The 25082-nt window shown below is 61.4% G+C and carries 19 protein-coding genes; 16 read left to right on the forward strand and 3 right to left on the reverse strand.

The features are described 5' to 3' along the window. Nucleotides 1-222: 222 nt before the first annotated feature. From L6D74_RS14690 to phhA, 3 genes are all read right to left on the reverse strand, one after another. Nucleotides 223-1416 (reverse strand): amino acid aminotransferase, encoded by a 1194-nt coding sequence (locus tag L6D74_RS14690; RefSeq protein ID WP_011333013.1) that lies wholly within the window; start codon nt 1414-1416, stop codon nt 223-225. Next, entirely contained in the window at nt 1416-1772 is a 357-nt protein-coding gene (locus L6D74_RS14695; RefSeq protein ID WP_003222798.1) for a 4a-hydroxytetrahydrobiopterin dehydratase, read from the reverse strand. The genes L6D74_RS14690 and L6D74_RS14695 overlap by 1 nt, the downstream gene beginning before the upstream one ends. 110 nt (nt 1773-1882) lie before the next feature. Next, the gene (phhA, locus tag L6D74_RS14700) at nt 1883-2674 is read right to left on the reverse strand and encodes a phenylalanine 4-monooxygenase (protein WP_039765515.1); all 792 of its coding nucleotides are present in this window, start codon (nt 2672-2674) and stop codon (nt 1883-1885) included. A 280-nt stretch (nt 2675-2954) separates the two neighbouring features. Here phhA and L6D74_RS14705 point away from each other — a divergent pair, with 280 nt between their 5' ends. The 16 genes from L6D74_RS14705 to L6D74_RS14780 all read left to right on the forward strand — a co-directional run bounded on the left by L6D74_RS14705 (nt 2955) and on the right by L6D74_RS14780 (nt 25076). Beyond that, nucleotides 2955-4517: a sigma-54-dependent phenylalanine hydroxylase transcriptional regulator PhhR gene (locus L6D74_RS14705; RefSeq protein ID WP_011333015.1), complete on the forward strand. Its 1563-nt coding sequence runs from the start codon at nt 2955-2957 to the stop codon at nt 4515-4517. 204 nt (nt 4518-4721) lie between these two features. Then, entirely contained in the window at nt 4722-5462 is a 741-nt protein-coding gene (locus tag L6D74_RS14710; protein ID WP_007958343.1) for a flagellar basal body rod protein FlgF, read from the forward strand. Between the two features lie 45 nt (nt 5463-5507). Next, the gene (gene flgG / locus L6D74_RS14715; RefSeq protein ID WP_039765524.1) at nt 5508-6293 is read left to right on the forward strand and encodes a flagellar basal-body rod protein FlgG; all 786 of its coding nucleotides are present in this window, start codon (nt 5508-5510) and stop codon (nt 6291-6293) included. A gap of 53 nt (nt 6294-6346) precedes the next feature. Continuing rightward, nucleotides 6347-7042 (forward strand): flagellar basal body L-ring protein FlgH, encoded by a 696-nt coding sequence (gene flgH / locus L6D74_RS14720; protein ID WP_039765527.1) that lies wholly within the window; start codon nt 6347-6349, stop codon nt 7040-7042. Between the two features lie 27 nt (nt 7043-7069). Next, nucleotides 7070-8158, forward strand: a complete 1089-nt coding sequence (locus tag L6D74_RS14725; RefSeq protein WP_011333019.1) for a flagellar basal body P-ring protein FlgI — start codon at nt 7070-7072, stop codon at nt 8156-8158. 11 nt (nt 8159-8169) lie between these two features. Beyond that, nucleotides 8170-9462, forward strand: a complete 1293-nt coding sequence (gene flgJ, locus L6D74_RS14730; protein ID WP_221398965.1) for a flagellar assembly peptidoglycan hydrolase FlgJ — start codon at nt 8170-8172, stop codon at nt 9460-9462. 21 nt (nt 9463-9483) lie between these two features. Next, a complete protein-coding gene (flgK, locus tag L6D74_RS14735) occupies nt 9484-11529 on the forward strand; it encodes a flagellar hook-associated protein FlgK (protein ID WP_236189638.1) in 2046 nt (681 codons plus the stop codon). A gap of 13 nt (nt 11530-11542) precedes the next feature. Next, nucleotides 11543-13114: a flagellar hook-associated protein 3 gene (locus L6D74_RS14740; RefSeq protein ID WP_064594294.1), complete on the forward strand. Its 1572-nt coding sequence runs from the start codon at nt 11543-11545 to the stop codon at nt 13112-13114. A 112-nt stretch (nt 13115-13226) separates the two neighbouring features. Further along, nucleotides 13227-16823: a glycosyltransferase gene (locus L6D74_RS14745; RefSeq protein ID WP_236189639.1), complete on the forward strand. Its 3597-nt coding sequence runs from the start codon at nt 13227-13229 to the stop codon at nt 16821-16823. A gap of 191 nt (nt 16824-17014) precedes the next feature. Continuing rightward, on the forward strand, nt 17015-19423 hold the full coding sequence (locus L6D74_RS14750; protein WP_064594301.1) for a calcium-binding protein: 2409 nt from the start codon (nt 17015-17017) through the stop codon (nt 19421-19423). Between the two features lie 255 nt (nt 19424-19678). Further along, nucleotides 19679-20452 carry a glucose-1-phosphate cytidylyltransferase gene (gene rfbF / locus L6D74_RS14755; RefSeq protein ID WP_011333025.1) on the forward strand — a complete coding sequence of 258 codons (774 nt, stop codon included), beginning with the start codon at nt 19679-19681 and terminating at the stop codon, nt 20450-20452. After that, nucleotides 20434-21516 (forward strand): CDP-glucose 4,6-dehydratase, encoded by a 1083-nt coding sequence (rfbG, locus tag L6D74_RS14760; RefSeq protein ID WP_192563975.1) that lies wholly within the window; start codon nt 20434-20436, stop codon nt 21514-21516. The genes rfbF and rfbG overlap by 19 nt, the downstream gene beginning before the upstream one ends. After that, nucleotides 21513-22073, forward strand: coding sequence for a dTDP-4-dehydrorhamnose 3,5-epimerase (gene rfbC / locus L6D74_RS14765; protein ID WP_064594307.1), 561 nt, complete (start codon nt 21513-21515; stop codon nt 22071-22073). The genes rfbG and rfbC overlap by 4 nt, the downstream gene beginning before the upstream one ends. Further along, nucleotides 22070-23296 carry a class I SAM-dependent methyltransferase gene (locus L6D74_RS14770; RefSeq protein ID WP_236189640.1) on the forward strand — a complete coding sequence of 409 codons (1227 nt, stop codon included), beginning with the start codon at nt 22070-22072 and terminating at the stop codon, nt 23294-23296. The genes rfbC and L6D74_RS14770 overlap by 4 nt, the downstream gene beginning before the upstream one ends. Next, nucleotides 23293-24414, forward strand: coding sequence for a DegT/DnrJ/EryC1/StrS family aminotransferase (locus L6D74_RS14775; protein ID WP_064594311.1), 1122 nt, complete (start codon nt 23293-23295; stop codon nt 24412-24414). The genes L6D74_RS14770 and L6D74_RS14775 overlap by 4 nt, the downstream gene beginning before the upstream one ends. After that, nucleotides 24411-25076, forward strand: a complete 666-nt coding sequence (locus L6D74_RS14780) for an acetyltransferase (protein WP_064594314.1) — start codon at nt 24411-24413, stop codon at nt 25074-25076. The genes L6D74_RS14775 and L6D74_RS14780 overlap by 4 nt, the downstream gene beginning before the upstream one ends. Nucleotides 25077-25082: the final 6 nt, after the last annotated feature.

Here is a 25082-nt window from a genome sequence, read left to right on the forward strand (position 1 = left end):
TAGATCCGCGCTTTCAGAAAGCTTGCGCAGGATACAGCAAGAAAAATGACAATCAGACTTTTAAATCCATTTGGTTCGACGGGCGGGATTGTCTAGACAAGTGCGACAGGGTGACGCAGGGCAGATGTGGGAGCGAGCCTGCTCGCGATGAGTGCTTGTCAGTCGACATTTGTGCTGACTGATGCACCGCTATCGCGAGCAGGCTCGCTCCCACAGTTGGGACTATTTGCAGACGTTGGCGATCGCTTCGGCCAGCAGGTCGAGACGCGTCGCATCAATCCCGGCAACGTTGGCCCGGCCCGAGCTGACCATGTACACGCTGTGATGCTCACGCAGGTTCTTCACCTGTTCCGGCGACAGCCCGGTGTAGGAGAACATCCCGCGTTGCACGCCGATGTGCGCAAAACGCTCGCGCAGGCCGTGCGGTTCCAGCGCTTCCACCAGACCGCTGCGCAACTGGGCGATGCGCAGACGCATGGCTTCCACTTCGTCGGCCCAGCGGCGTTTCAGCTCCGGGTCGGCGAGGATCGTGGCGACCACAGCCGCGCCGTGATCCGGTGGCGTTGACCACAGGTTGCGGGCGATGTGCGCCAACTGGCTGCGGATGTCGATCAGCTTGTCAGCGGTTTTCGCGCTGACGATCAACGCACCGGTGCGGTCGCGATATAAACCGAAGTTCTTCGAGCAGGAGCTGGTGATCAGCAGCTCGGGCAACTCGGCGGCGAATAGCCGGGTCGACCATGCATCCTGCTCCAGGCCGTCGCCAAAGCCCTGGTAGGCAAAGTCGATCAGCGGCAGCAGATCGCGGCGGCGTACTACCTCCAGCACTCGCTGCCAGTCGTCGTGGCTCAGGTCGAAACCGGTCGGGTTGTGGCAGCACGCGTGCAGCAGCACCACATCACCTTTCGGCACTTCGTTGAGCACGGCGAGCATCGCATCGACGTCGAGGCGGTTGTCGCTGCCGACGTACGGGTAATGGCTGATCTTGACCCCGGCGGCCGCGAAAATCGTTTCGTGGATCGGCCAGGTCGGGTTGCTCAGCCATACGCCCTTGCCCGGCAGGCATTGGGCGATGAAGTCCGCCGCCAGACGCAGGGCACCTGTGCCGCCCGGCGTCTGGGTGGCGCCGGCGCGTTGCTCGGCGATCAGCTTCGAATCGACGCCAAGCACCAGCTCATTGATAACCTTGCCGAACAGCGGATTACCGTGGCCACCAATGTAGGTCTTGGTGTCCTGGCTCTCGACCAGTCGCGCCTCGGCGATTTTCACCGCCTCGGGGATCGGCGTCAGGCCCTGGGCATCCTTGTAGACGCCCACGCCAAGGTCGAACTTGCGCGGGTTGGAATCCTGCGCGTAGGCCTCCATCAGACCGAGGATCGGGTCGCCGGGCACTCGGCCGATGGCGTCGAAGTGCATTACTTGCGTCCTTCTGCGGTCTTGGCCACTTCGTCAGTGCGCGCGGCCATGATGAAGTCGTTGCGATGCAGGCCTTTGATGGAGTGGCTCCACCAGGTCACGGTGACTTTGCCCCACTCGGTCAGCAGGCCCGGGTGGTGACCTTCGGCCTCGGAGATCTCGCCGACGGCGTTGGTGAACGCCAGCGCGTGTTTGAAGTTCTTGAACAGGAAGACTTTTTCCAGCTGCATGATGCTGTCGCGTACTTCGATGTTCCAGTCAGGAATCTGCTTGATCAGGATCGGCAGTTCTTCATCGCTAACTTGTGGGGCATCGGCACGGCAGGCTTCGCAATGGGCTTGGTTCAAAGTGGACATGGTGAACTTCCTGAAATCTGAAGGTGTTTTTTTATATTGGCGGTCAATGTCGCCACGCTAAACCAAAGTGGCGACGACGGACAGACTCACTTGTAAGCAAAAGTCGCGGGTCACGCGGCTTTCGGTTTTGGCGGAAACTTCGGTGCGTGCAGACCCAGCTGCATGCCTTGCTTGACCATGGCCATGATGTCTTCGTGGGCCAGGTCGAACAGGCGCTTGAGGTTCGGCAGGACAAAGTACAGCGGTTGCAGGATGTCGATGCGATACGGCGTGCGCATGGCTTCCAGCGGATCGAAGGCCTGATGCTCGGGCTCGTCCGACAGCGAGTAAACAGTTTCTTTTGGCGAGGACAGGATGCCGCCGCCGTAGATGCGTTTGCCTTGCGGGGTGTCGACCAGGCCGAACTCGATGGTCATCCAGTACAGGCGCGCCAGGTAAACGCGTTCTTCCTTGGTCGCCTGCAGGCCGAGCTTGCCGTAGGTGTGGGTGAATTCGGCGAACCACGGGTTGGTCAGCAGCGGGCAGTGGCCAAAGATCTCGTGGAAAATGTCCGGCTCCTGCAGGTAGTCCAGTTCTTCACGGGTACGAATGAACGTGGCCACCGGAAACTGCTTGCTGGCGAGCAATTCGAAAAAGGTCTGGAAAGGGATCAGCGCTGGGACGCGGGCAACCTGCCAACCGGTGGTCTCGCCGAGCACCTTGTTGATCTCGCCCAGTTGCGGAATGCGGTCGTGGGGCAGACCGAGTTTTTCGATACCGTCCAGGTATTCCTGGCACGCACGACCCTCGATCACTTTCATCTGGCGGGTGATCAGCGTGTTCCACACCGCGTGTTCTTCGGCGGGGTAGTCGATAAAACCTTGCGCATCGGGCTCGCGGGCCACGTATTGCGTCTGCTTCATACTGCTCTCCTGCGAGGGGAATTTCGTTCTTGTTATGTCCTGCGATGGACTGAGAAATACCCCGGAACGTTTGTTGTTGCAGCAGGTTGAAGACTGGTTGAGTAGGAAAAGTCTCTTTAATTCGTAAAATTTTCGTTACGCTTCGCGCGATAAGTCGTGTTTACGGTGACCGTCGGGTTTGAAAAGGCCGATGGCTGTCACATAATCTTGACGACTATCTTGCGCGCTGCGCAGAAAATTCCGGCGTCAGACCGCCTCTTCACCTGTTTCGGGCCTTTATATGCGTATCAAAGTCCACTGCCAGAACCGCATCGGCATCCTGCGCGACATTCTCAATCTGCTGGTGGAGTACGGGATCAACGTCGCCCGTGGCGAGGTGGGCGGTGAGCATGGCAACGCGATCTACCTGCATTGCCCGAACCTGATCAACATTCAGTTCCAGGCGCTGCGACCCAAGTTCGAGGCGATTGCCGGGGTGTTCGGCGTCAAGCGGGTAGGGTTGATGCCCAGCGAGCGGCGGCACATGGAGTTGAATGCGCTGCTCGGCGCGCTGGAGTTCCCGGTGCTGTCGATCGACATGGGCGGCTCCATCGTTGCCGCCAACCGTGCGGCGGCGCAGTTGCTCGGAGTACGGGTGGACGAGGTGCCGGGGATTCCGTTGTCGCGTTACGCCGAAGATTTCGATCTGCCGGAACTGGTGCGCGCCAACAAATCGCGAATCAACGGCATGCGGGTCAAGGTCAAGGGCGACATCTTTCTGGCCGACATCGCGCCGCTGCAATCGGAACACGACGACAGCGAGGCCATGGCTGGTGCTGTGCTGACGCTGCACCGCGCGGACCGGGTCGGCGAGCGCATCTATAACGTGCGCAAACAAGAGTTGCGTGGCTTCGACAGCATCTTCCAGAGCTCGAAAGTGATGGCGGCGGTGGTGCGCGAAGCGCGACGCATGGCACCGCTGGATGCGCCGTTGTTGATTGAGGGCGAAACCGGCACCGGCAAGGAATTGCTGGCGCGGGCCTGCCACCTGGCGAGCCCGCGTGGTCAGTCGCCGCTGATGGCGCTCAACTGCGCGGGGCTGCCGGAGTCGATGGCCGAGACCGAACTGTTCGGCTACGGCCCCGGTGCCTTTGAAGGCGCGCGGGCCGAAGGCAAGCTCGGGCTGCTGGAGCTGACGGCGGGCGGCACGCTGTTCCTCGATGGTGTCGGCGAAATGAGCCCGCGCTTGCAGGTGAAACTGCTGCGATTCCTGCAGGACGGCTGCTTCCGCCGTGTGGGCAGTGATGAAGAGGTTTACCTGGATGTGCGGGTGATCTGCGCAACCCAGGTCGACTTGTCGGAGCTGTGCGCACGCGGCGAATTTCGCCAGGATCTGTATCACCGCTTGAACGTGCTGTCGCTGCACATCCCGCCACTGCGCGAATGCCTCGACGGTTTGACGCCGCTGGTGGAGCACTTTCTCGATCAGGCCAGTCGACAGATCGGCTGCCCGCTGCCGAAACTGGCGCCGGCGGCGATGGACCGGCTCAGTCACTACCATTGGCCGGGCAATGTGCGGCAACTGGAGAACGTGCTGTTCCAGGCGGTTTCGCTGTGCGACGGCGGCACGGTCAAGGCCGAGCACATTCGCCTGCCGGATTACGGCGTGCGTCAGCCGCTTGGCGATTTCTCCCTCGAAGGCGGGCTGGACGAGATTGTCGGGCGCTTCGAGAAAGCGGTGCTGGAGCGCTTGTATTCCGAGCATCCGAGCAGTCGGCAGCTGGGCAAGCGGCTGGGGGTTTCGCACACCACGATTGCCAACAAGTTGCGTGAGTACGAAGTCGGCAAGGACGCGTCGGAGTGATCACGGCCGGATCGGGTGTTTGCCGCCAAGCGGCATGACACCGCCGGTTTTTCGTCTTCGATACATTTCCCTTCTCCCCGCAAAATCCCTCAAGTCCTTTGTTTACCGGGTCGTGGGCCGCCAGAAAAAAGTTGGTCTGCAAATTGCTTATGGCTCAGCAGTACAGCGGTGGGCGGCAAACGTCCGGCATGCAGAGGAAAGAGTGTGGACAAGTACCTTTATGTGGCAATGACCGGCGCCAGCCAGAACGCACTGGCGCAAAAGGCTCATGCCAACAACCTGGCGAACATCTCCACCAACGGTTTTCAGCGCGACCTGGAGCAGGCGCGTTCGATGCCGGTGTTCGGTGACAGCTTTCCGGCGCGTGCGTTTGCCATGAGCGAACGGCCCGCCACCGACTTCACGCCGGGCTCGCTGGTGCAGACCGGTCGTGACCTCGACGTGGCTGTGTCGGGCAACGGCTGGATCGCCGTGCAGAACCCCAATGGCGGTGAAAGCTACGTGCGCACCGGCAGCCTCAATATCGATGCACTTGGCGTATTGCGTGCCGGCAATGGCATGCCGGTCATGGGCAATGGCGGGCCGATCGCGGTGCCGCCGGAGCAGCAGGTGGAAGTCGGCGAAGACGGCACCATCAGTATCCGTGCGATGGGCGAGGGCCCGCGCGTCATGGCCGAAGTCGACCGCATCAAGCTGGTCAATCCGGACATCAAGAACATGAACAAGGGCCTGGACGGTTCGATTTACACCAAGGACGGCCAGCCTGCGCCGGCCGATGCCAACGTCAAGCTGGTGTCGGGTTTCCTGGAGTCGAGCAACGTCAATGCCGTGGAAGAGATGACGTCGGTGCTGGCCCTGGCCAAGCAATTCGAATTGCACGTCAAGATGATGAACACCGCCAAAGACGACGACCAGGCCATGGCTCGGGTCTTGCAGATCAGCTAATTATCAGAACGTCGCGCCGTAAAACAGGCGCACGAGGAGAATCGAATGCTTCCGGCTCTATGGGTTGCCAAAACCGGTCTGTCCGCCCAGGACACCAACCTGACCACCATTTCCAACAACCTGGCGAACGTGTCGACCACGGGTTTCAAACGTGACCGCGCCGAGTTCCAGGACCTGCTGTACCAGATCAAGCGTCAGCCAGGCGCCCAGTCGACCCAGGACAGCGAACTGCCGTCGGGTCTGCAAGTGGGTACCGGTGTGCGCATCGTCGGCACCCAGAAAAACTTCACCGCCGGCAGCCTGCAAACCACCGAGCAGCCGCTGGACATGGCCATCGACGGTCGCGGTTTCTTCCAGATCCTGCAGCCGGACGGCACCACGTCCTACACCCGTGACGGTACTTTCCACCTCGACTCCAACGGCCAGATCGTCAACGCCAGCGGTTTCGCCCTGGAACCGGCCATCGTCATCCCGAACAACGCCCAGACCTTCACCGTAGGTCGTGACGGCACCGTGTCGATCACCACCGCCGGCAACGCCGCATCGCAAGTGATCGGCAACCTGCAAACCGCCGACTTCATCAACCCGGCCGGTCTGCAAGCGGTGGGCAACAACCTGTTCCTGGAAACCGCCGCTTCCGGTGCACCGCAAGTCGGTACGCCGGGCCTGAACGGTTTCGGTACCACCCTGCAGAACACCCTGGAAACCTCCAACGTCAGCACCGTGGAAGAGATGGTCAACATGATCACCACCCAGCGCGCGTACGAGATGAACTCCAAGGTGATCTCCACCGCCGACCAGATGCTCTCGTTCGTAACGCAGAATCTGTAATCAAGTCTATGAGGCGGCCATGAGGCTGCCTGCAACACCGTGAGGTAAGGGTCATGAAGCGCTTTGTATCTGTTGTGGCATTGAGCGGGGTCGTCTCGCTCGCGGGCTGCGTCGCTCCGACGCCCAAGCCCAATGATCCTTACTACGCCCCGGTGTTGCCGCGCACACCGTTGCCGTCGGCCGCCAACAACGGCTCGATCTATCAGGCCGGTTTCGAGCAGAACCTGTACAGCGACCGCAAGGCGTTCCGGGTCGGTGACATCATCACCATCACCCTGAACGAGAGAACCCAGGCCAGCAAGAACGCCAACTCTCAGGTGGCCAAGAACAGCAAGACCGGCATCGGCCTGACGTCGCTGTTCGGCAGCAGTGCAACCACCAACAACCCGATCGGCGGCAATGACCTGAGCCTGAGCGCCAGCTATGAAGGCGACCGCGCGACCAAGGGTGACAGCAAGGCCGCCCAGGGCAACACCCTGACCGGCTCGATCACCGTGACCGTCGCCGACGTGTTGCCCAACGGCATCATCGCCGTGCGTGGCGAGAAGTGGATGACCCTCAACACCGGCGACGAGCTGGTGCGGATCGCCGGTCTCGTGCGTGCCGACGACATCGCCACCGACAACACCGTGTCCTCGACCCGGGTCGCCGATGCGCGCATCACCTACTCGGGCACCGGTTCGTTCGCCGATGCGAGTCAGCCAGGCTGGTTCGACCGTTTCTTCCTCAGCCCGCTGTTCCCTTTCTAGGTGGCTACGTTGAATTTCAAGAGCCTCATGCTCGCTGCGGCGTTGATGTCCGCAGCCTTTGGTGCCCACGCAGAGCGGCTGAAAGATATCGCCAGCATTTCCGGCGTGCGTTCCAACCAGTTGATCGGCTACGGCCTGGTGGTCGGTCTTAACGGCACCGGCGACCAGACCACGCAGACCCCGTTTACCCTGCAGACCTTCAACAACATGCTCTCGCAGTTCGGCATCAAGGTGCCGCCGGGATCGGGCAACGTGCAGCTGAAAAACGTTGCGGCAGTGTCGGTGAGTGCCGATCTGCCGGCGTTCGCCAAACCGGGTCAGCAGGTCGATATCACCGTGTCGTCCATCGGTAACTCCAAGAGCCTGCGCGGCGGCACGCTGTTGCTGACCCCGCTCAAGGGTATCGACGGCAACGTCTACGCCATCGCCCAGGGCAACCTGGTGGTCGGCGGTTTCGATGCTGAAGGTCGTGACGGTTCGAAGATCACCGTCAACGTTCCGTCGGCCGGTCGCATCCCTGGCGGGGCGTCGGTCGAACGTTCGGTGCCGAGTGGTTTCAACCAGGGCAACAGCCTGACGCTGAACCTCAACCGTTCCGACTTCACCACCGCCAAGCGCATCGTCGACAAGATCAACGACATGCTCGGCCCTGGCGTGGCCCAGGCCATCGACGGTGGTTCGATCCGTGTGACCGCGCCGCTCGATCCGAGCCAGCGCGTCGACTATCTGTCGATCCTGGAAAACCTCGAAGTCGATCCCGGTCAGGCGGTGGCGAAAGTCATCATCAACTCGCGTACCGGCACCATCGTCATCGGCCAGAACGTGAAGGTGTCGCCGGCCGCCGTGACCCACGGCAGCCTGACCGTGACTATCACCGAAGACCCGATCGTCAGCCAGCCGGGCCCGCTGTCTAACGGCCAGACCGCCGTCGTGCCGCGCTCGCGGGTGAATGCCGAACAGGAAGCCAAGCCGATGTTCAAGTTCGGCCCGGGTACCACCCTCGACGAGATCGTCCGTGCGGTGAACCAGGTCGGCGCCGCGCCGGGTGACCTGATGGCCATCCTTGAAGCACTGAAGCAGGCCGGCGCGTTGCAAGCCGACCTGATCGTGATCTGAGGACGCCGATCATGGATATGCGCAAAAGCGGTCTGGTCAGCAGCAGCGATTCGGGTTCGTACTCCGACCTCAATCGTCTGAACCAGCTCAAGGTCGGCGACAAGAACAGCGACGCGAACATGCGCAAGGTCGCGCAGGAATTCGAATCGCTGTTCCTCGGTGAAATGCTCAAGTCGATGCGCTCGGCCACTGAAGCGCTGGGCCAGGACAACCCGCTCAACACGCCGGCGGCCAAGCAATATCAGGAAATGTACGACCAGCAACTGGCGGTCTCCATGTCCCGCGAGGGCGGTGGTATCGGCCTCGCCGACGTGCTGATGCGCCAGATGTCGAAGAACAAACCGATGGCGCCGGGCGAGGCTGCGGCCGCATCCGCCGCCAAGCAGGAAGAAGCCAAGGCCAAGGCTGCAGCCGTGGCCACGCCGATTGCCGCCGGCACCGTGGCTACGAATGGTCCGTTGTCGCGACTCAATGGCGAGCGTCCGCTGTGGGCGTCGCGTTCGGTGCATGCGCCGAGCACCGAACTGACCCATCGCAATGACATGGAAATGATCAACCAGCGTCGTCTGGCGCTGCCGCCGAAACTGGCGGATCGCTTGCTCGCAGGTCTGGTGCCGTCAGCCACGCCGGCGGCGACCACTCAACTGCCGCAACGCGCCACGACCGCCGCTGCCACCGGTTCCGGCCCGCTGTACAACGGCGACTGGCTGGCCCGTGCCGAGGCAGATAAAGCTTCGGGCGGGCAGATGCAGATTTACGGCCGCGCCATGGCGCAGATCCCGCTGGCACCGGCAAAGAAAGCGTTCGGCAACGCCGACGAATTCGTCAACACCATGCTGCCGATGGCGCAGGAAGCCGCCGCGCGAATTGGCGTCGATCCGCGTTATCTGGTGGCTCAGGCTGCGCTGGAAACCGGCTGGGGCAAATCGGTCATGCGCGCCCAGGACGGCAGCAGCAGTCACAACCTGTTCGGCATCAAGGCGAGCAGCAACTGGAAGGGCGATTCGGCCCGGGCGATCACCAGCGAATTCCGCAACGGGCAGATGGTCAAGGAGACGGCCGAGTTCCGTTCCTACGCCTCGTACAAGGACAGCTTCCACGATCTGGTGACTTTGCTGCAGAGCAATAATCGCTATCAAGATGTGCTGAAGTCGGCCGATAACCCAGAACAGTTTGTACGCGAATTGCAAAAGGCCGGTTACGCGACCGACCCGAACTACGCGACGAAGATTTCGCAGATTGCCAGGCAGATGACGGTCAATCAGAACTACGCTGCGGCCGGCGTTTCAACAACGCCCTTATAAACACAAGGTAAGGTTTGAATCATGAGTTTGCTCAATATCGGGATGTCGGGGTTGGCCGCGAGTTCATCCTCTCTGGCTGTGACGGGTAACAACATTGCCAACGTCGACACCGCCGGTTATTCGCGCCAGCAAACCGTGCAGGGCACCAAGTCCTCGATTCAGTACGGCAACGTGTTCATCGGTACCGGTACGACCCTCGCCGACGTGCGTCGGGTGTACAACTCCTACCTTGAATCGCAGCTGCGTACCGCCACGTCGCTCAATAGCGAAGCCGCCGCTTTCGGTGCGCAGGCGACCGCACTGGACGGCTCGCTGTCCGACACCAACACCGGCCTGACCGGCGTGCTGCAGAAATTCTTCACCTCGATGCAAGGCGTATCGACCTCGGCCACCGACGACACTTCCCGTCAGTCGGTGCTGACCGGCGCGCAGGCCCTGACCAGTCGCTTCAATGCGCTGGCCAAGCAGATGAACGATCAGAACGCCACGCTCAATGGCAACCTGTCCGACATGGCGTCCCAGGTGAACAAGCTGGCAACCTCGATTGCCACGCTGAACCAGAAGATCGGCGAGATCTCCACCAGCGGCGGCCAGCCGAACGATCTGCTCGACAGCCGTAACGAAGCCGTGCGTCAGCTCTCCGAGCTGACCGGCGCGCAAGTCGTTGAGCGTGGCACCAGCTTCGACGTCTACATCGGCAGCGGCCAGCCGCTGGTCATCGGCAATACCACCAATACCCTGAGCACCGTGCCGCTCAAGGGTGACCCATCGCGCATGGGCATCCAGATGGATCGTGGTTCGAGCACCATCGACATCACCTCGGCGATGACCGGTGGTGAAATCGGCGGTCTGCTGACTTATCGCAAGGAAGTGCTCGATCCTGCACTCAATGAGCTGGGCCGTGTGGCACTGGTCGTTGCCGACCAGATCAACCGCCAGCAAGCCCAGGGCATCGACAAGAACGGTGACTTTGGCGCGGCGATTTTCAACGACATCAACAGTGCCGCCCTGATCAGCCAGCGCAGTATTGCCCAGTCCGGCAACAGCGCAGGTTCGGGCAACCTTGATGTCACCATCAAGGACACCGGCAAGCTGACCACCAGCGACTACCAGGTCACCTTCACCAGCGCGACCAATTACACGGTCAAGCGCTCCGACGGCACCGACATGGGTTCGTTCAGCACCACGACCACGCCGCCTCCGGTAATCGACGGCTTTACCCTGGCCCTGAACGGTGGTGCCCTGAGTGCCGGCGACACGTTCAAGGTCACCCCGACCCGCAACGCGGCGGCCAGCATCCAGACCGTGCTCACCGATCCGAAGAAAATCGCGGCAGCCGCACCGTTGACCGGCGTGGCCAGTGCCAACAACTCAGGCACCTACACTCAGCCGACGCTGACTGACGTCGTCGATATCTACAACCCGGCGTCCCAGGCGGAGCTGCAGAACGCGCTCAAGTATTCGACCCCGGTCAAACTGGTATTCGGTGCCACCACCAGTGGCAGCCAGACTTACAACATGGTTGATGCCAAGGGTGCCACGATCGGTTCCGGCGTCATCGTTCCCGGTCAGGCGAACACCCTGAACCTGAAGATCGGCATGGTCGACTCCACCGGTGCTCCGGTGATGGACACCACCGTCATCCCGAACGTGCAAAAGACCTTCACCGTGCAGACTACCGTGGGCGCGACGCCGAAGTCCGGCGAAACCTTCACCATCAACCTGACCGGCGCAGCTTCTTCGGACAACCGCAACGCCCAGGCACTGGTCGGCCTGCAGACCAAGCAGACCGTCGACACCGGCACGGCGAGCAAGGGCATCAGCCTGACCGACGCCTACAACAAACTGGTGACCAACGTCGGTACCCAGGCCGCCCAGAGCAAATCCGACAGCGCAGCCACCACGGTGATCCTGGATCAGGCCCAGGGTGCGCGGGACTCGCTGTCCCAGGTCAACCTGGATGAAGAGACCGGCAACCTGGTCAAGTATCAGCAGTACTACACAGCGTCTTCGCAGATCATCAAAGCTGCGCAGGAAACCTTCGCCACGCTGATCAACAGCCTTTAAGGAGCCGTAATTCATGCGCATTTCCACCGCCCAGTATTACGCGACACAAGCTGCCCAATATCAGCGCAACTACAGCAAGACGGTCGCGACGGCCAACGAAGCCAGCAGCCTGCAGCGCATCAACACCGCCGCCGACGATCCGATCGGGGCTGGTCGTTTGCTGAAGTTGGGCCAGCAGGCCGCAATGCTCGAGCAGTACAAAGGCAACATTGACACCACCAAGAGCTCGTTGACCGTTCAGGAGTCCACTCTGAGCGCCATCACCACCGCTCTGGCACGTGCCAAGGAAATCGGTCTGGCGGCCAACAACGGCATCGCCACCGACAAGGACCGCCAGGCTTACGCCGCGGAACTTGGCCAGATCCAGCAGCAGGTGCTGGGCCTGATGAACTCCAAGGATGCCAACGGCAACTACCTGTTCTCCGGCTCGAAGACCGATACTGCGCCGTATTCGCAGAACGCCGACGGCACCTACACCTACAACGGCGACCAGACCCAGATCAACCTGGGCATTGGCGACGGCCTGTCGGTGGCCACCAACACCACCGGTTGGGATGCCTTCCAGCAGACCATCAATACCGCCCGGACCCAAACCAGCATGACGGCTCCGGCGGTCGATGACGGTCGTGTGGTGCTGACCAACGGTATCGTGGGTACCGCTGCGACTTACAACGCCAAATTCACGGCCGGCCAGCCGTACACCGTGGATTTCATCAGCAGCACTCAGATCAAGATCACCGATGCCTTGGGCAATGACGTAACCACCGAAGCCAGTCAGAACGGTGCGATCACCAACAGCAACGGTGCCAACCAGACGGTCAGTTTCCGTGGTGTCGATCTGAAACTGAACATCAACCTCAAGCCAGGTGATACCAACCCGGACGCGGTCATTGCCGGTCACAGCTTCCAGCTGTCGGCCACACCGGACTCTTTCACCTCCGTGCGCAGCCCGGGCAACCCGTCGACCGCGGTCATCACCGGTTCGAACGTGACCAACCAGGCGGCCTACAACGGCGCTTTCCCGTCGGGCGGCGGCGCCGTTCTGAAGTTCACGAGTGCCACGGCATTCGACCTGTACGCGGCGCCTGTCACTGCCGACAGCAAACCGGTGTCTTCGGGCACCGTGGTCGGTGGCAACGCTACGGCTGCGGGCGTGACTTTCGCCATCGGCGGCACGCCAGCCGCCGGTGACCAGTTCTCGATCCAGTCCAACAACCACCAGACTCAGAACGTGCTCGACACCCTGGGCCAGATGGTCACTGCATTGAACACACCGATCGATGGTGATCCGGTCGCCAAGCAGAAATTCCAGGGGGCGATGGAGTCGGCGCTGGGCAACATCGACAGCGCCAGCAACCAGATCGGTTCCGCCGTCACGTCGATCGGTGCCCGTGGCCAGTCGCTGGATGACCAGACCACCACCAACGAGTCCCTGATCCAGGCGAACACCACCACTCAGGGCTCGATCCGCGATTCCGATCCGGCCGAGGTGATGACCCGCCTGACCCTGCAGCAGACCATGCTGCAGGCCTCGCAACTGGCGTTCAGCAAAATCAGCCAGCTGGGTCTGTTCAACAAGATCTGACGGCAGGCGGGCGCGCAAGCGCCCGCGTTGCCCTGTTCCTTCAATAGTTAATGTCTTAGCGGTTTCAAGAGCTCGCTTTTCTGGGCGGGTTCGCACCGCCTGTGAGCCCGCCGTGAATTCACTTCCCCTCGTCAGCCTCGTCATTCCAGCCTTCAATCCGCGTTTTTTCGAACGGGCATTGCAAAGTGCCGTGAGTCAGGGCTATGGCAATCTCGAAATCATTGTCTGCGATGACAGTCGTGGTCACGAGATCAAAACCATCGTCGACTCGGTGAGCGAAAGCAGCGGCGTGGCGGTGCGTTATGTACGCAATTCCCGGACGCTGGGGCTGGTGGGCAACCTGCACGTCTGTCTCGAACAGGCTCAGGGCGAGTTCATAAAATTCCTGTGCGATGACGACCAGTTGTTCAGCATCTGTGTCGAGCGTCAGGCGCAGGTACTCATCGATCAGCAGGATGTCAATCTGGTCCTGGCTCAGCGCCTGTTCTGGGACGCAGACGATCGGCCGCTGCCGTCACGCCTGCAAAACACGCCGCTGTCTCCGACCTGCGGGCTGTTCAAGGGTGAAGACCTGCTGGCGATCTTCGAGAACTTTCCGGTCAACATTCTGGGCGGTTTCAGCAATGCCCTGTTTCGCCGCGCCGATGTAGTGGAGTTGCTGCCGGCGTTGACCCAGCCGGGGCACTGCTTTGTCGCCAGTCTGGACTTCGCCCTGTATGTCTGTCTGCTGCGCCGGGGCAACATGGTGGTCTCGAACCATGTATTGAGTGTCGAGCGACTGTACCCTGAACGATTGAGCGGTCAGCAGGCCATGCGCGATGCGATCGAGGCCGAGCGTCAATGGCTGACGCAGATGCTCAAGGCGCGCAGCGGCGAGTCGGCGCCTGCACCGGGCTGGGTGCGCTACGTGCCGATGACCAAGGCAGACGAGTCGCCGCGTGTCTGGGAAGAGCTGCCGCTGAGCCGGACACTGGGTACCAAGCAGACGACCCAGGATTGGCACGTGGGCATCTCCAGCGTCAGTTTCGCCGAGCTGTACGCGCAGTGGCTCGAATGCCGCCGCCTGACCGAAGGCCAGCGTGAATTGCTGCCGGATACACTGGCCGCGTGGCCGCGTATACCGAAAATCGTTGCACTGATCATTGACGAGCAGGGCAGTCGCTCGGCGCTGGATCTTACGTTGCAATCGCTGGCCGCCCAGGAGTATTTGTCCGAGCTGACCATCGTATTGTCTGCGGCCTGTACCGAGGTGCAGCTGGACGAGCGCGTGGTGCGCATGCCGCTGCAGGATGACTGGCAGCAACAAATCAATGATCTGCTGCCGCAACTCGATGGCGCCGACTGGTTCTACCTGCTGCGTGCCGGCGATCGGTTGGTGGTGCCGGCGCTGCTGGTGATGGCCGAGCGCATTGCGTTGTCGCGTACCTTGACGTGTCTGTACAGCGATGAGGGTGGTCTGTCCCAGGGTGAATCGACCGAGCCGGTATTCAAGCCGGACTTCAACCTCGATCTGATGCGCAGCTACCCCTACGTCGGCAGGGCGCTGGCGTTCGAGCGTGAACGTTTCCTGGCCCTGGGTGGTTTCGATTCGTCGTTTGGCGAACTGGCACCCCACGATGTGCTTTGGCGCATGGTCGAGGAGGGCGGCACGCCAGTGGTCGGTCATATCGCCGAGGTGTTGCTGGAGTCGGCATTTGACCTGGCCAAGTGGCTGTCGGGACCGGAAATGGCAGACAGCAATGCGCAACTGGTCGGCGCACACCTGGATCGGCTGGGCATCGCTCATGACATCCGTCGAGGTGCATCGAACCTGTTGAACCGGGTCGACTATCACCACGCCCGCCGGCCGCTGGTGTCGATCATCATCGTCAGCAAGGATCAGACGGCGGCGGTGCAGCGCTGCGTCGAGAGCCTGCTGGAGAAAACCGCATACGCCGAGTACGAACTGCTGCTGGTGGACAACGGCAGCGAGAGCGCCGAAGCCCGGGCCTGGTTCGATGGCATGGCGCAATTGGGCAGCGAGCGGATTCGCGTGCTGGACTGCCCGCAGCAGGACAACCTGGCGTCAGTGCGCAATCTCTCCGTGAGTGAGGCCCGTGGCGATTACGTCCTGCTGCTCAACCCGTACGCCGTGATCACCAACGGCGAATGGCTGGCGGAAATGCTCAATCATGCGCAAAGGCCGGAAGTCGGTGTAGTGGGCGCGAAACTATTCAACCCGGATGGCCGGATCGTGCATTCCGGGCTGATTCTGGGTCTGCAAGGGCCGGCCGGCGTACCGTTTTTCGGTGAATCGCTGCAGGCGACGGGTTACATGTATCGTCTGCTGGCGGCGCATGACCTGAGCGCCGTCGGCAGCGATTGCCTGCTGGTGCGCAAGTCGGTTTTCGAGGCCGTCGGTGGCCTCGACGAACAGGATCTGGCGCAGTCGCTGAACGAAGTGGACTTGTGCCTGCGTGTCGGTCAGCAGGGTTATCTGGTGGTCTGGACGCCTTATGCGCAGCTGGCATTGGGTGCGCAGCCGGCCGTTACGCCAAAAGAGGGTGAAGAGGCGCAGCTCGGCAAGGAGCAGGAAACGTTCTACAAGCGCTGGTTGCCCATCGTTGCGCGGGACCCGGCCTACAACAAGAATCTGTCGCTGAACGGCCTTGGCGGGTCGAGCTTCAGTCTCGATCCAGGCTTGCGTACTGGCTGGACTCCGTTCTCCCAGCCACAACTGCCGAAGATCCTTGCGCTGCCGGTCAACGCCTCCGCCATCGGCCACTACCGCGTGACGCAGCCTTTGATCGAGCTGGAAGCAGCAGGTCGCGCGCTGGGGCGCATTCACTACAACCTGCCGACCATCATTGAAGTCGAGCGTCAGTCGCCGGACGTGATCATTTTGCAGGGGCGCTATGCCGAAGCGCCGATCAACGAAATCCCGAGTCTGCAAAAGTACTCCAGTGCGCGGCGGATCTATGAGCTCGATGACTACGTCATCGATGTGCCGCACCGCAATGCGCACATCCGCAACATGCCGAACAAGGACGAAATGGAAAAACTCGTCCGCCGGGCAATTGCCATGTGTGACCGGGTCGTGGTGTCCACGGCGCCGCTGGGCAATGCGCTGTCGAGCATGCATAACGACATCCGGGTCGTTCCGAACATGCTGTCCCGACACATGTGGTGCGACTTGCGCAGCCAGCGCCGCACCTCGAAAAAACCACGGGTCGGCTGGGGTGGCGGCACCAGCCACCACGGCGACCTGGCCGTGATTGCCGACGTTGTTCGTGAACTGGCCAATGAAGTCGACTGGGTGTTCTTCGGCATGTGTCCGGATGATCTGCGTCCGTACATGCATGAATTCCACGGCGTGATCGGCCTGGACGTGTACCCGGCGAAACTGGCGAGCCTCAACCTCGACCTGGCCCTGGCACCGCTGGAGTTCCACATTTTCAACGACTGCAAGAGCAACCTGCGTCTGCTGGAGTACGGTGCCTGCGGATACCCGGTGATCTGCACCGACACCGAGGCCTATCGCGGTTACCTGCCATGCACCCGGATCAAGACCAACACCACGGATGAGTGGCTGCAAGCGATCCGCATGCACCTGGCCGATCCGGATGCGAGCTATCGCATGGGTGACGAATTGCGTGAAGTCGTGCTGCGCGATTACGTGCTGCGTGGGGATAACCTACGGTACTGGGAAAACGGCTGGCTGGCGGATTGATCGGTTCGTACAGGCTTTTTCTCAAAACAGGCGACTTTTACAGTCGCCTGTTTTGTTTTTTTCAGGCTGGTTCCTATCGTTCGGCGTCGTTTGAGATGACCGAAGTCATGGGTCCGAAGTTTATTTTCAGCAAGCTGGCGCTCAGCGCTCTTTGACGGTATCCGGTTCAACAACAACGCAAGGAAGAAGCAATGTCAGTAGTGAATGGAACGAGTGATGTGGATTACCTGGTGGGCACCGATGGCAATGACGAACTCTATGGAATGGGGTCGGATGATCAGCTGATCGGCAGCGCCGGATCGGACGTGCTGGACGGGGGTGAGGGTTTTGACACGGCGGACTATCGCGTGCTGTCTTCGGCCGTCAGTGTCGAAATCGACCAGGACTCACTGACTGTCACGGTGGCCGACGGCAAGCGCGATACCTTGCTCAATGTCGAGAAAGTCATCGGTACCTCTTTGAACGACACCTTCACCAGCAACAACTCCGGTGTGACGCTGGAGGGCAGCTGGGGGGACGATGTGTACATCGTCGGCAGTGAAGGCGTGACCATCATCGAAGAGAATTACGGCGGTTACGACGAGCTGCGCACCAGTCTCAACACCATCAAGATGGACTCCTTCATCGAGAAGCTGACCTTCACCGGTACGGGTGATTTCAAGGCCTACGGCAGTGACACTGACAACGAGATCATTGGCGGTGCCGGCAACGACTGGCTGTGGGGCGGCGACGGGGCGGATCACTTCGTCGGTGGTGATGGCTTCGATACCGTCAGCTACAGCGACAGTTCCGAAGGGGTGAGAATCGCGGACTGGAGCAACTATGACGGGTTGACCATTGCCTACGGAGACACCTTCACCGGTATCGAAGCCATTGAAGGTTCGAAGTTCGATGATCTGATCTATCGCTTCGAAGGGTCGATGATCATTGACGGTTCCGATGGCTACGACACGGTGAGCTATCACCATAACGCAGGGCCGGTCAGCATCGAGATCGGCAGTGGAATCAATGCAGTTGGCGACACCTTTCGCAATGTCGAAAAAATCATTGGCACCAGCAATGCTGATCAGTTCACCGCCAACATCGGTGGCGTGACCCTGGCCGGTGGCGACTGGAACGATGTGTACATCATCAACAGCACCGGTGTGACCATCGAAGAAGTCGAGGGCTTCATGGGCGGCACCGATCAGGTTTACACCACGCTGTCTGTGATGCACCTGGATCCGTTCGTTGAAAACCTGACGTATACCGGGACCGGCGACTTCACCGGCTACGGCAACGACACCTGGAACACGATCGTCGGCGGCAGTGGCAACGACGTGTTGTTCGGCGGTGACAAGGGCGATTCCTTTGACGGTGGCGACGGTATCGATGTGCTCAGTTACGGCGACAGCACGGTCGCCATGACGCTGAACTGGGCGACCCGGGAGTTTTCAGGGATCGCTGACGGCGATACGTACCAGAACATCGAGATCATCCGTGGCAGTGACTTCAACGACACCTTTTACGCCAGCGGCATGTCCTGGTTTTTCGGCCTCGATGGCGGGCAGGGGCAGGATCTGCTGAGTTTCAAATACGCCTTCATGCCGATGACGATCGACCTGAGCGGGGCCGCGTACAAACCCTGGAATCCGGTGCCTGAATACACCGGGATCGAACTGATCGAGGGCAGTCAGTATTCTGATAACTTCATGGGTTCGGCTGGCAATGACACCTTCATCGGTGGTGGTGGCGCAGATGCGGTCGATGGGCGCGATGGCATCGATAGCGTCTGGTACCTCACCAGTGCCTCGGCAGTAGAAATCAATCTGCAGACCGGTATCAACCTGGGTGGCGATGCCCTGGGCGACATGCTGACCAATATCGAAGGCGTGATGGGCAGTCATTTCGACGACACCTTGACCGGCAACGATGCGGACAACACGCTGGAAGGCGGGCGCGGCAGCGATCTGATCAATGGTGGTGACGGTAACGACGTCATCTATGGCGGCCTGGTATCCGATATCGGGCCGTTCAGCCTCGAAGGTGTGGCCGATAATGCGCAGGCCGATCAGTTATATGGCGGGTCGGGTGACGACGTGATTGTCAGTGCTGAAAACGATCTGGGTACCAACGCGTTCGGTGAGGACGGCAATGACGCCGTGACGGTAGTCAACGGCAGCGCCATCGGCGGTATCGGCAACGACGTATTGACCGGCAAGGGCAGCACCTACTCGTTGTTCGGTGGCGAGGGTGACGACCGGTTGATTCTCAATCTGGCCGGCCAGCAGGCATCCGGTGGTTTCGCCAATGGCGGTGAGGGTGATGATACCTACGTGGTGAACACCTCCGGTCTGGTGGTGATTCAGGACGGCGGCACCAGCCTGAACGACACCCTGATCCTGAACGCCATTGCCAACGCCAGCCAGTTGGGCGTTACCCGTATCGGTGACGACGCCTATCTGCACAGCGCCAATGACGGCAGCACCGGGGCACCGACCAATGGCGTGAAACTGGCGGGCTGGTATGCGGGCTTCAATAGCATCGAGCACATCCAGACCGCTGATGGTCAGGTTTACAATTTGCCGGCCGCTGTTGACGGGTTTGCCATGTTCGGTTGATCCGGTCGACGCACGGGAGTTGTTTGAAGGGAGGGATGAAGCCGGCAACGGCTTCATCCCTTTTTTCATGGGCAAATGTCCTGCCGACGCGCAGCCAGCGGAGCTGGCGCGTTTCCTGCAAGTCCCCCTCAAATCGCCATAAAACGAGCGCTCGCGGTCATTGCCCCTGCGCCCGTACCGGCAGAAAGGTTTAGCCAGAAGGCCGCAATGCGCAAAAAGCAGCGCGCAGCCCTGTGACGAACGAGAGGGGAGACCATGAAGGCAGTTATTTTGGCGGGTGGCCTGGGCACGCGCATCAGTGAAGAGTCGCACCTCAAGCCGAAACCGATGATCGAGATCGGTGGCAAGCCAATTCTCTGGCACATCATGAAACAGTATTCCGCCCACGGGATTCATGACTTCGTGATTTGCCTTGGCTACAAGGGCTACGCGATCAAAGACTTCTTCGCCAACTACTTCCTGCACACCTCCGACGTGACGTTCGACATGCGTGAAAATCGCATGGACGTTCACCAGAACTACAGCGAACCGTGGCGCGTGACGCTGATCGACACCGGCGAGGAAACCATGACCGGTGGCCGTCTGCGCCGCGCCGCACGCTATCTGGAAAACGAACAAGCCTTCTGCTTCACCTATGGCGACGGCGTCTCCGACCTGAATATCAGCTCGCTGGTGGATTTCCACCTGACTCACGGCAAGTTGGCGACAGTCACCGCCGTACAACCGCCGGGTCGCTATGGCGCGCTGGATCGTGACGGCGACCGGGTTCTCGGTTTCACGGAAAAACCGCGCGGTGACGGTGGCTGGATCAACGGTGGTTTCTTTGTGCTCTCGCCCAAGGTTTTGCCGCTGATCGAAGGCGACGAAACCTCGTGGGAGTCCGGCCCGCTCGACGGTCTGGCCGAGCGCGGCGAGTTGATGGCGTACCAGCACGAAGGCTTCTGGCAGCCAATGGACACCCTGCGTGACAAAAACCACCTCGAAGCGTTGTGGCAGAGCGGGGAGGCCCCATGGAAGCAATGGGACTGAGTCCGGAATTCTGGCGCGGCAAGCGGGTTCTGGTCACCGGTCACACCGGTTTCAAGGGCAGCTGGCTGACCCTGTGGCTGCAAAGCCTCGGTGCGCAAGTCAGCGGTTTTTCCCTCGACCCGTCGACCGAGCCGAGCCTGTTCGAACTGGCGCGTGTGAGCGAAGGCATCAACGACCAGCGCGGCGACCTGCGTGACCTCGGCGCCTTGCTCGAGATCATCGCCGACACCGAGCCGGAAATCGTCCTGCACCTGGCGGCCCAGCCGCTGGTGCGCGAAGGTTATCGCGATCCGCTCGGCACTTATTCCAGCAACGTCATGGGCACCTTGAATCTGCTCGAAGCGATTCGTCAGGTCGGTTGCGTGCGGGCCTGCGTGCTGGTGACCACCGACAAGGTCTACGCCAACAAGGAATGGCTGTGGCCCTACCGCGAAGACGAAGCACTCGGTGGCCACGATCCTTACAGCAGCAGCAAGGCCTGCTGCGAGTTGCTGGCGCAGTCTTACGCGGCGTCGTTTTTCCCGGCCGACAAATACGCCGAGCACGGTCTGGCCCTGGCCACCGCGCGCGCCGGCAATGTGTTGGGCGGCGGCGATTTCGCCCCTGAACGGCTGATTCCCGACGTGCTCAAGGCCTGGACGGCAGACGAGCCGGTGACCCTGCGTTACCCGCAAGCCGTGCGCCCGTGGCAGCACGCGCTGGAGCCGCTGGCTGGCTACCTGCAACTGGCCGCCGGCCTCTATGAAGATGGCCCGGAGTACGCCGGGGCGTGGAACTTCGGCCCGGGTGAGGCGGACATGTGCAGCGTCGGCGAAGTGGTCGAACTGCTTTCCAACCGCTGGCCTCAGGCCCGTGGCCTGCGCCTCGAAAAGAGTGACCTGCACGAAGCCGGCCTGTTGCGTCTGGACAGCAGTCGCGCCCGTCAGGTGCTTGGCTGGCAACCGCGCTGGTCGTTGCAGCAATGCCTGACCCAGACGCTCGACTGGCACCTGGCGTGGCAGAACGGCGACGACATGCGCACCGTGACGCTCGGCCAACTGAACCTGTACCGGGGCGCGCTGTGAGCGAGTTTTCCTTGAAACCGTTGCCGCTGGCCGGTTTATTCAGCGTTCAGCACAAACGCTTCCAAGACCAGCGCGGGCACTTCGCCCGGCTGTTCTGCGAGGGCAGTCTGGAAGCGTTTGGTGCCGAGTTTCACATCCGCCAGATCAACCATTCCTGCACCCGCGAGAAGGGCAGCGTGCGCGGTCTGCATTACCAGAACGCCAATGCGCCGGAAGCCAAACTGATCACCTGCCTGCGCGGTGAAGTGTGGGACGTGGCGGTGGACCTGCGCCCGGACTCGGAAACCTTCCTGCACTGGCACGCCGAGCACCTGAAGGCCGGCGACGGTCGCAGCCTGCTGATTCCGGCCGGCTTCGCCCACGGTTTCCAGACCCTCACCGAAGACGCCGAACTGCTTTATCTGCACAGCGCCGATTACGCGCCGGAGCACGAGGGCGGCCTGTCGGTGAACGATCCACGGCTGGCGATTGCCTGGCCGTTGCCTGTCAATAATTTGTCAGCGCGTGATTCCAGCCATCCCGCGCTCGATCAACACTTTGCTGGAGTGCGTCTATGAACTGCCGTGGGTGCGCCGCACCGCTGAGCTTGCCGCTGATCGACCTCGGCACCTCGCCACCGTCCAACGCCTACGTGCATGCCGATCGGCTGGAGCAGGCCGAACAATGGGTGCCGCTGAAGGTCGCCGTGTGCGAGCAATGCTGGCTGGTCCAGACCGAGGATTACACCTCGGCCGACAGCCTGTTCGACGCCGAGTACGCCTACTTCAGTTCGTTCTCCAGTACCTGGCTGGCCCACGCCGAGCGCTATGTGGCCGAGATGGTCGAGCGCTTCGGCCTGACCGCCGACAGCCGCGTGGTGGAGGTCGCCGCCAACGACGGCTACCTGCTGCAATACGTGGCCGGTCGCGGCATCCAGTGCCTGGGCGTCGAGCCGACCCGCAGTACCGCGCAAGCGGCGCGGGAAAAAGGCCTGGAGATCCGTGAACTGTTCTTCGGTCGCGACACCGCCGCCCAGCTGAAAAGCGAAGGCTGGGCCGCCGACCTGATGGCCGCCAACAACGTGCTCGCTCACGTGCCGGATATCAACGATTTCCTCGGCGGTTTCGCAACGCTGCTCAAGCCGACCGGCGTCGCCACCTTCGAATTCCCGCAACTGCTGACGCTGATGGCCGGCGCGCAGTTCGACACGCTGTATCACGAACACTATTCGTACCTGTCGTTGACCGCCGTGCAGACACTGTGCGAGCGCAATGGTCTGGAAGTGTTCGACGTCAGCCAGCTGACCACCCATGGCGGATCGCTGCGGGTGTTCGTCCAACGCAAGGACGGCGAACGCCGCGCCGTGCAGCCAGCGGTGCAACAGCAGTTGCAGGCCGAGCTCGACGCCGGGGTGAAAACCACCGGGTACTACGCGACGCTGGCGCCGGCCGCCGAAAACATCAAGCACCAGTTGCTGCGTTTTCTGTTGCAGGCCAAGGCCGAGGGCAAGCGCGTGGTCGGCTATGGCGCGGCAGCCAAAGGAAATACCTTGCTCAACTTCGCCGGCGTGAGGACGGATCTGCTGGCCTGGGTCGCCGATGCCAACCCGCACAAACAGGGCAAGTTCCTGCCGGGCAGCCGCATTCCGATTGTCGCGCCCGAACGCATCGAGCTGGAAAAGCCCGACTACATCCTGGTGCTGCCGTGGAACCTGTTGAGTGAAGTCACGCAGCAACTGGCCTCGGCCAAAACGTGGGGCGCACGCTTTGTCGTCGCCGTTCCGGAGTTGAGCATTCGATGAGCAGAATTCATTACACCAAACCCAGCGTCGGCGAACTCGAAGCCCGCTACACCCTTGACGCCGTGCAGAACGGCTGGGGCGCACGTTGCTACGAATACCTGACCCGCTTCGAGCACGGTTTTGCCGAGCACCTGGGCGCGACCTACGCCATCGCCACCTCCAGTTGCACCGGAGCCCTACACATGGGCATGGCGGCGCTGGGCATCGGCGAAGGCGATGAAGTGATCCTTGGCAACACCAACTGGATCGCCTCGGCGGCGCCCATCACTTATCTGGGCGCCACGCCGGTGTTCGTCGATGTGCTGGCCGACAGCTGGTGCCTCGACCCGCAGCAGGTCAGAAACGCGATCGGCCCGCGCACCAAAGCCATCCTGGCGGTGCATCTGTACGGCAATCTGTGCGACATGGATGCCTTGCTGGCCATCGGCAAGGAATTCGGCATTCCCGTGATCGAGGATGCAGCCGAAGCCATCGGTTCGCAGTGGCGCGGCAGGGCGGCGGGCTCGCTCGGTGCTTTCGGGGCTTTTTCGTTCCATGGCACCAAGACCATGACGACTGGCGAGGGCGGGATGTTCGTCACCTCGGACAAGGCCTTGTACGAGCGCGTGCTGACCCTGTCCAACCACGGTCGGGTGGCCGGCTGCACCAAGCAGTTCTGGCCCGAGTTCGTCGGTTTCAAATACAAGATGAGCAACCTGCAGGCGGCCGTCGGTTGCGCACAGGTCGAGCGGATCGAAGAGTTGATCGCGCGCAAGCGGGCGATCTTTGCCAACTATGCGCAGGCGCTGGAAGGCGTGCCGGGTGTGTCGCTCAATCCCGAGCCGGCTCACGGGCGCAACGGTTACTGGATGCCGACCGTGGTGTTCGATGCCGACACCGGTATCCATCGCGACCAGTTGATCGCAGCGTTCCAGGCCGCCGACATCGATGCCCGGGTGTTCTTCTGGCCGCTGTCGACGCTGCCGATGTTCAGCGGGCACAACGTTGACACGCCGGTGTCATTCGCCCTGCCGGAGCGCGCCTTCAACCTGCCGAGCTATCACGACATGACCGACGCCGATCAGCAGCGCGTCGTGCAAGTGGTGCTGGACTTGCTGGCAAGCAGGCCCGCGCCGTGAAGATGTATCTGCTGGGGGCCGCCAACCCGGAAGCGGTACGCATGCTGCACGCGGTCAAGCGCAGTACGCCGAATGTCGAATTCGCGTTTCTGGACAACGATCCGCGCAAGCACCACACGATGTTTTACGGGGTGCCGGTGGTGGGTGGTTCGGAGCGGGTCGCCGAGCTCAATGGGCCGGACGTGCGCTTCGTCAATCTGATCACCGGCAGTACCCGGTTACGCTACGAAACCACGTGTCAGTTGGTAGATGCAGGGGCGAAGCTTGGTCAGTTCATTCATCCCGGCATCGATCTGAGCATGATCCGCATGGGGCAGGGCAGTTATCTGCAGGAAGGCGTGTTGATGCAGGCCGAAGTCGAACTCGGCGACAACACCAGCATCAGCGCCGGCAGCGTCGTGGGACATGAGGGGCGAATCGGTCACTCGGTGTTCATGGCGCCGGGCGTGTGCATCGCCGGCTGTGTGGAAATCGGCGACGGCACGTTTATCGGTACCAACGCCACGATCCTGCCGCGCCTGCGCATCGGTCGCTGGGTGACCATCGGCGCCGGTGCCGTGGTGACAAAAGACGTTCCGGATTTTTCGGTCGTGGTGGGCAATCCCGCCAGGATCATCAAGACCAACACCGTGCCATACCCTGACGCCAGGGTGTTCAGGTAAGCCGTT

Origin of the sequence: Pseudomonas pharyngis, assembly GCF_021602345.1 — a bacterium.
Classification (GTDB): Bacteria; Pseudomonadota; Gammaproteobacteria; order Pseudomonadales; family Pseudomonadaceae; genus Aquipseudomonas; species Aquipseudomonas pharyngis.

Excerpts from the sequence above, each read along its gene's own strand:
- rfbG (WP_192563975.1), top strand. The coding sequence starts at position 20,434 with ATGGAAGCAATGGGACTGAGTCCGGAATTCTGGCGCGGCAAGCGGGTT.
- L6D74_RS14750 (WP_064594301.1), top strand. The coding sequence starts at position 17,015 with ATGTCAGTAGTGAATGGAACGAGTGATGTGGATTACCTGGTGGGCACC.
- flgJ (WP_221398965.1), top strand. The coding sequence starts at position 8,170 with ATGGATATGCGCAAAAGCGGTCTGGTCAGCAGCAGCGATTCGGGTTCG.
- flgH (WP_039765527.1), top strand. The coding sequence starts at position 6,347 with ATGAAGCGCTTTGTATCTGTTGTGGCATTGAGCGGGGTCGTCTCGCTC.
- L6D74_RS14740 (WP_064594294.1), top strand. The coding sequence starts at position 11,543 with ATGCGCATTTCCACCGCCCAGTATTACGCGACACAAGCTGCCCAATAT.
- flgG (WP_039765524.1), top strand. The coding sequence starts at position 5,508 with ATGCTTCCGGCTCTATGGGTTGCCAAAACCGGTCTGTCCGCCCAGGAC.
- L6D74_RS14695 (WP_003222798.1), bottom strand. The coding sequence starts at position 1,772 with ATGTCCACTTTGAACCAAGCCCATTGCGAAGCCTGCCGTGCCGATGCC.
- L6D74_RS14705 (WP_011333015.1), top strand. The coding sequence starts at position 2,955 with ATGCGTATCAAAGTCCACTGCCAGAACCGCATCGGCATCCTGCGCGAC.
- flgK (WP_236189638.1), top strand. The coding sequence starts at position 9,484 with ATGAGTTTGCTCAATATCGGGATGTCGGGGTTGGCCGCGAGTTCATCC.
- phhA (WP_039765515.1), bottom strand. The coding sequence starts at position 2,674 with ATGAAGCAGACGCAATACGTGGCCCGCGAGCCCGATGCGCAAGGTTTT.
- rfbF (WP_011333025.1), top strand. The coding sequence starts at position 19,679 with ATGAAGGCAGTTATTTTGGCGGGTGGCCTGGGCACGCGCATCAGTGAA.
- L6D74_RS14725 (WP_011333019.1), top strand. The coding sequence starts at position 7,070 with ATGCTCGCTGCGGCGTTGATGTCCGCAGCCTTTGGTGCCCACGCAGAG.
- L6D74_RS14690 (WP_011333013.1), bottom strand. The coding sequence starts at position 1,416 with ATGCACTTCGACGCCATCGGCCGAGTGCCCGGCGACCCGATCCTCGGT.
- L6D74_RS14770 (WP_236189640.1), top strand. The coding sequence starts at position 22,070 with ATGAACTGCCGTGGGTGCGCCGCACCGCTGAGCTTGCCGCTGATCGAC.
- L6D74_RS14775 (WP_064594311.1), top strand. The coding sequence starts at position 23,293 with ATGAGCAGAATTCATTACACCAAACCCAGCGTCGGCGAACTCGAAGCC.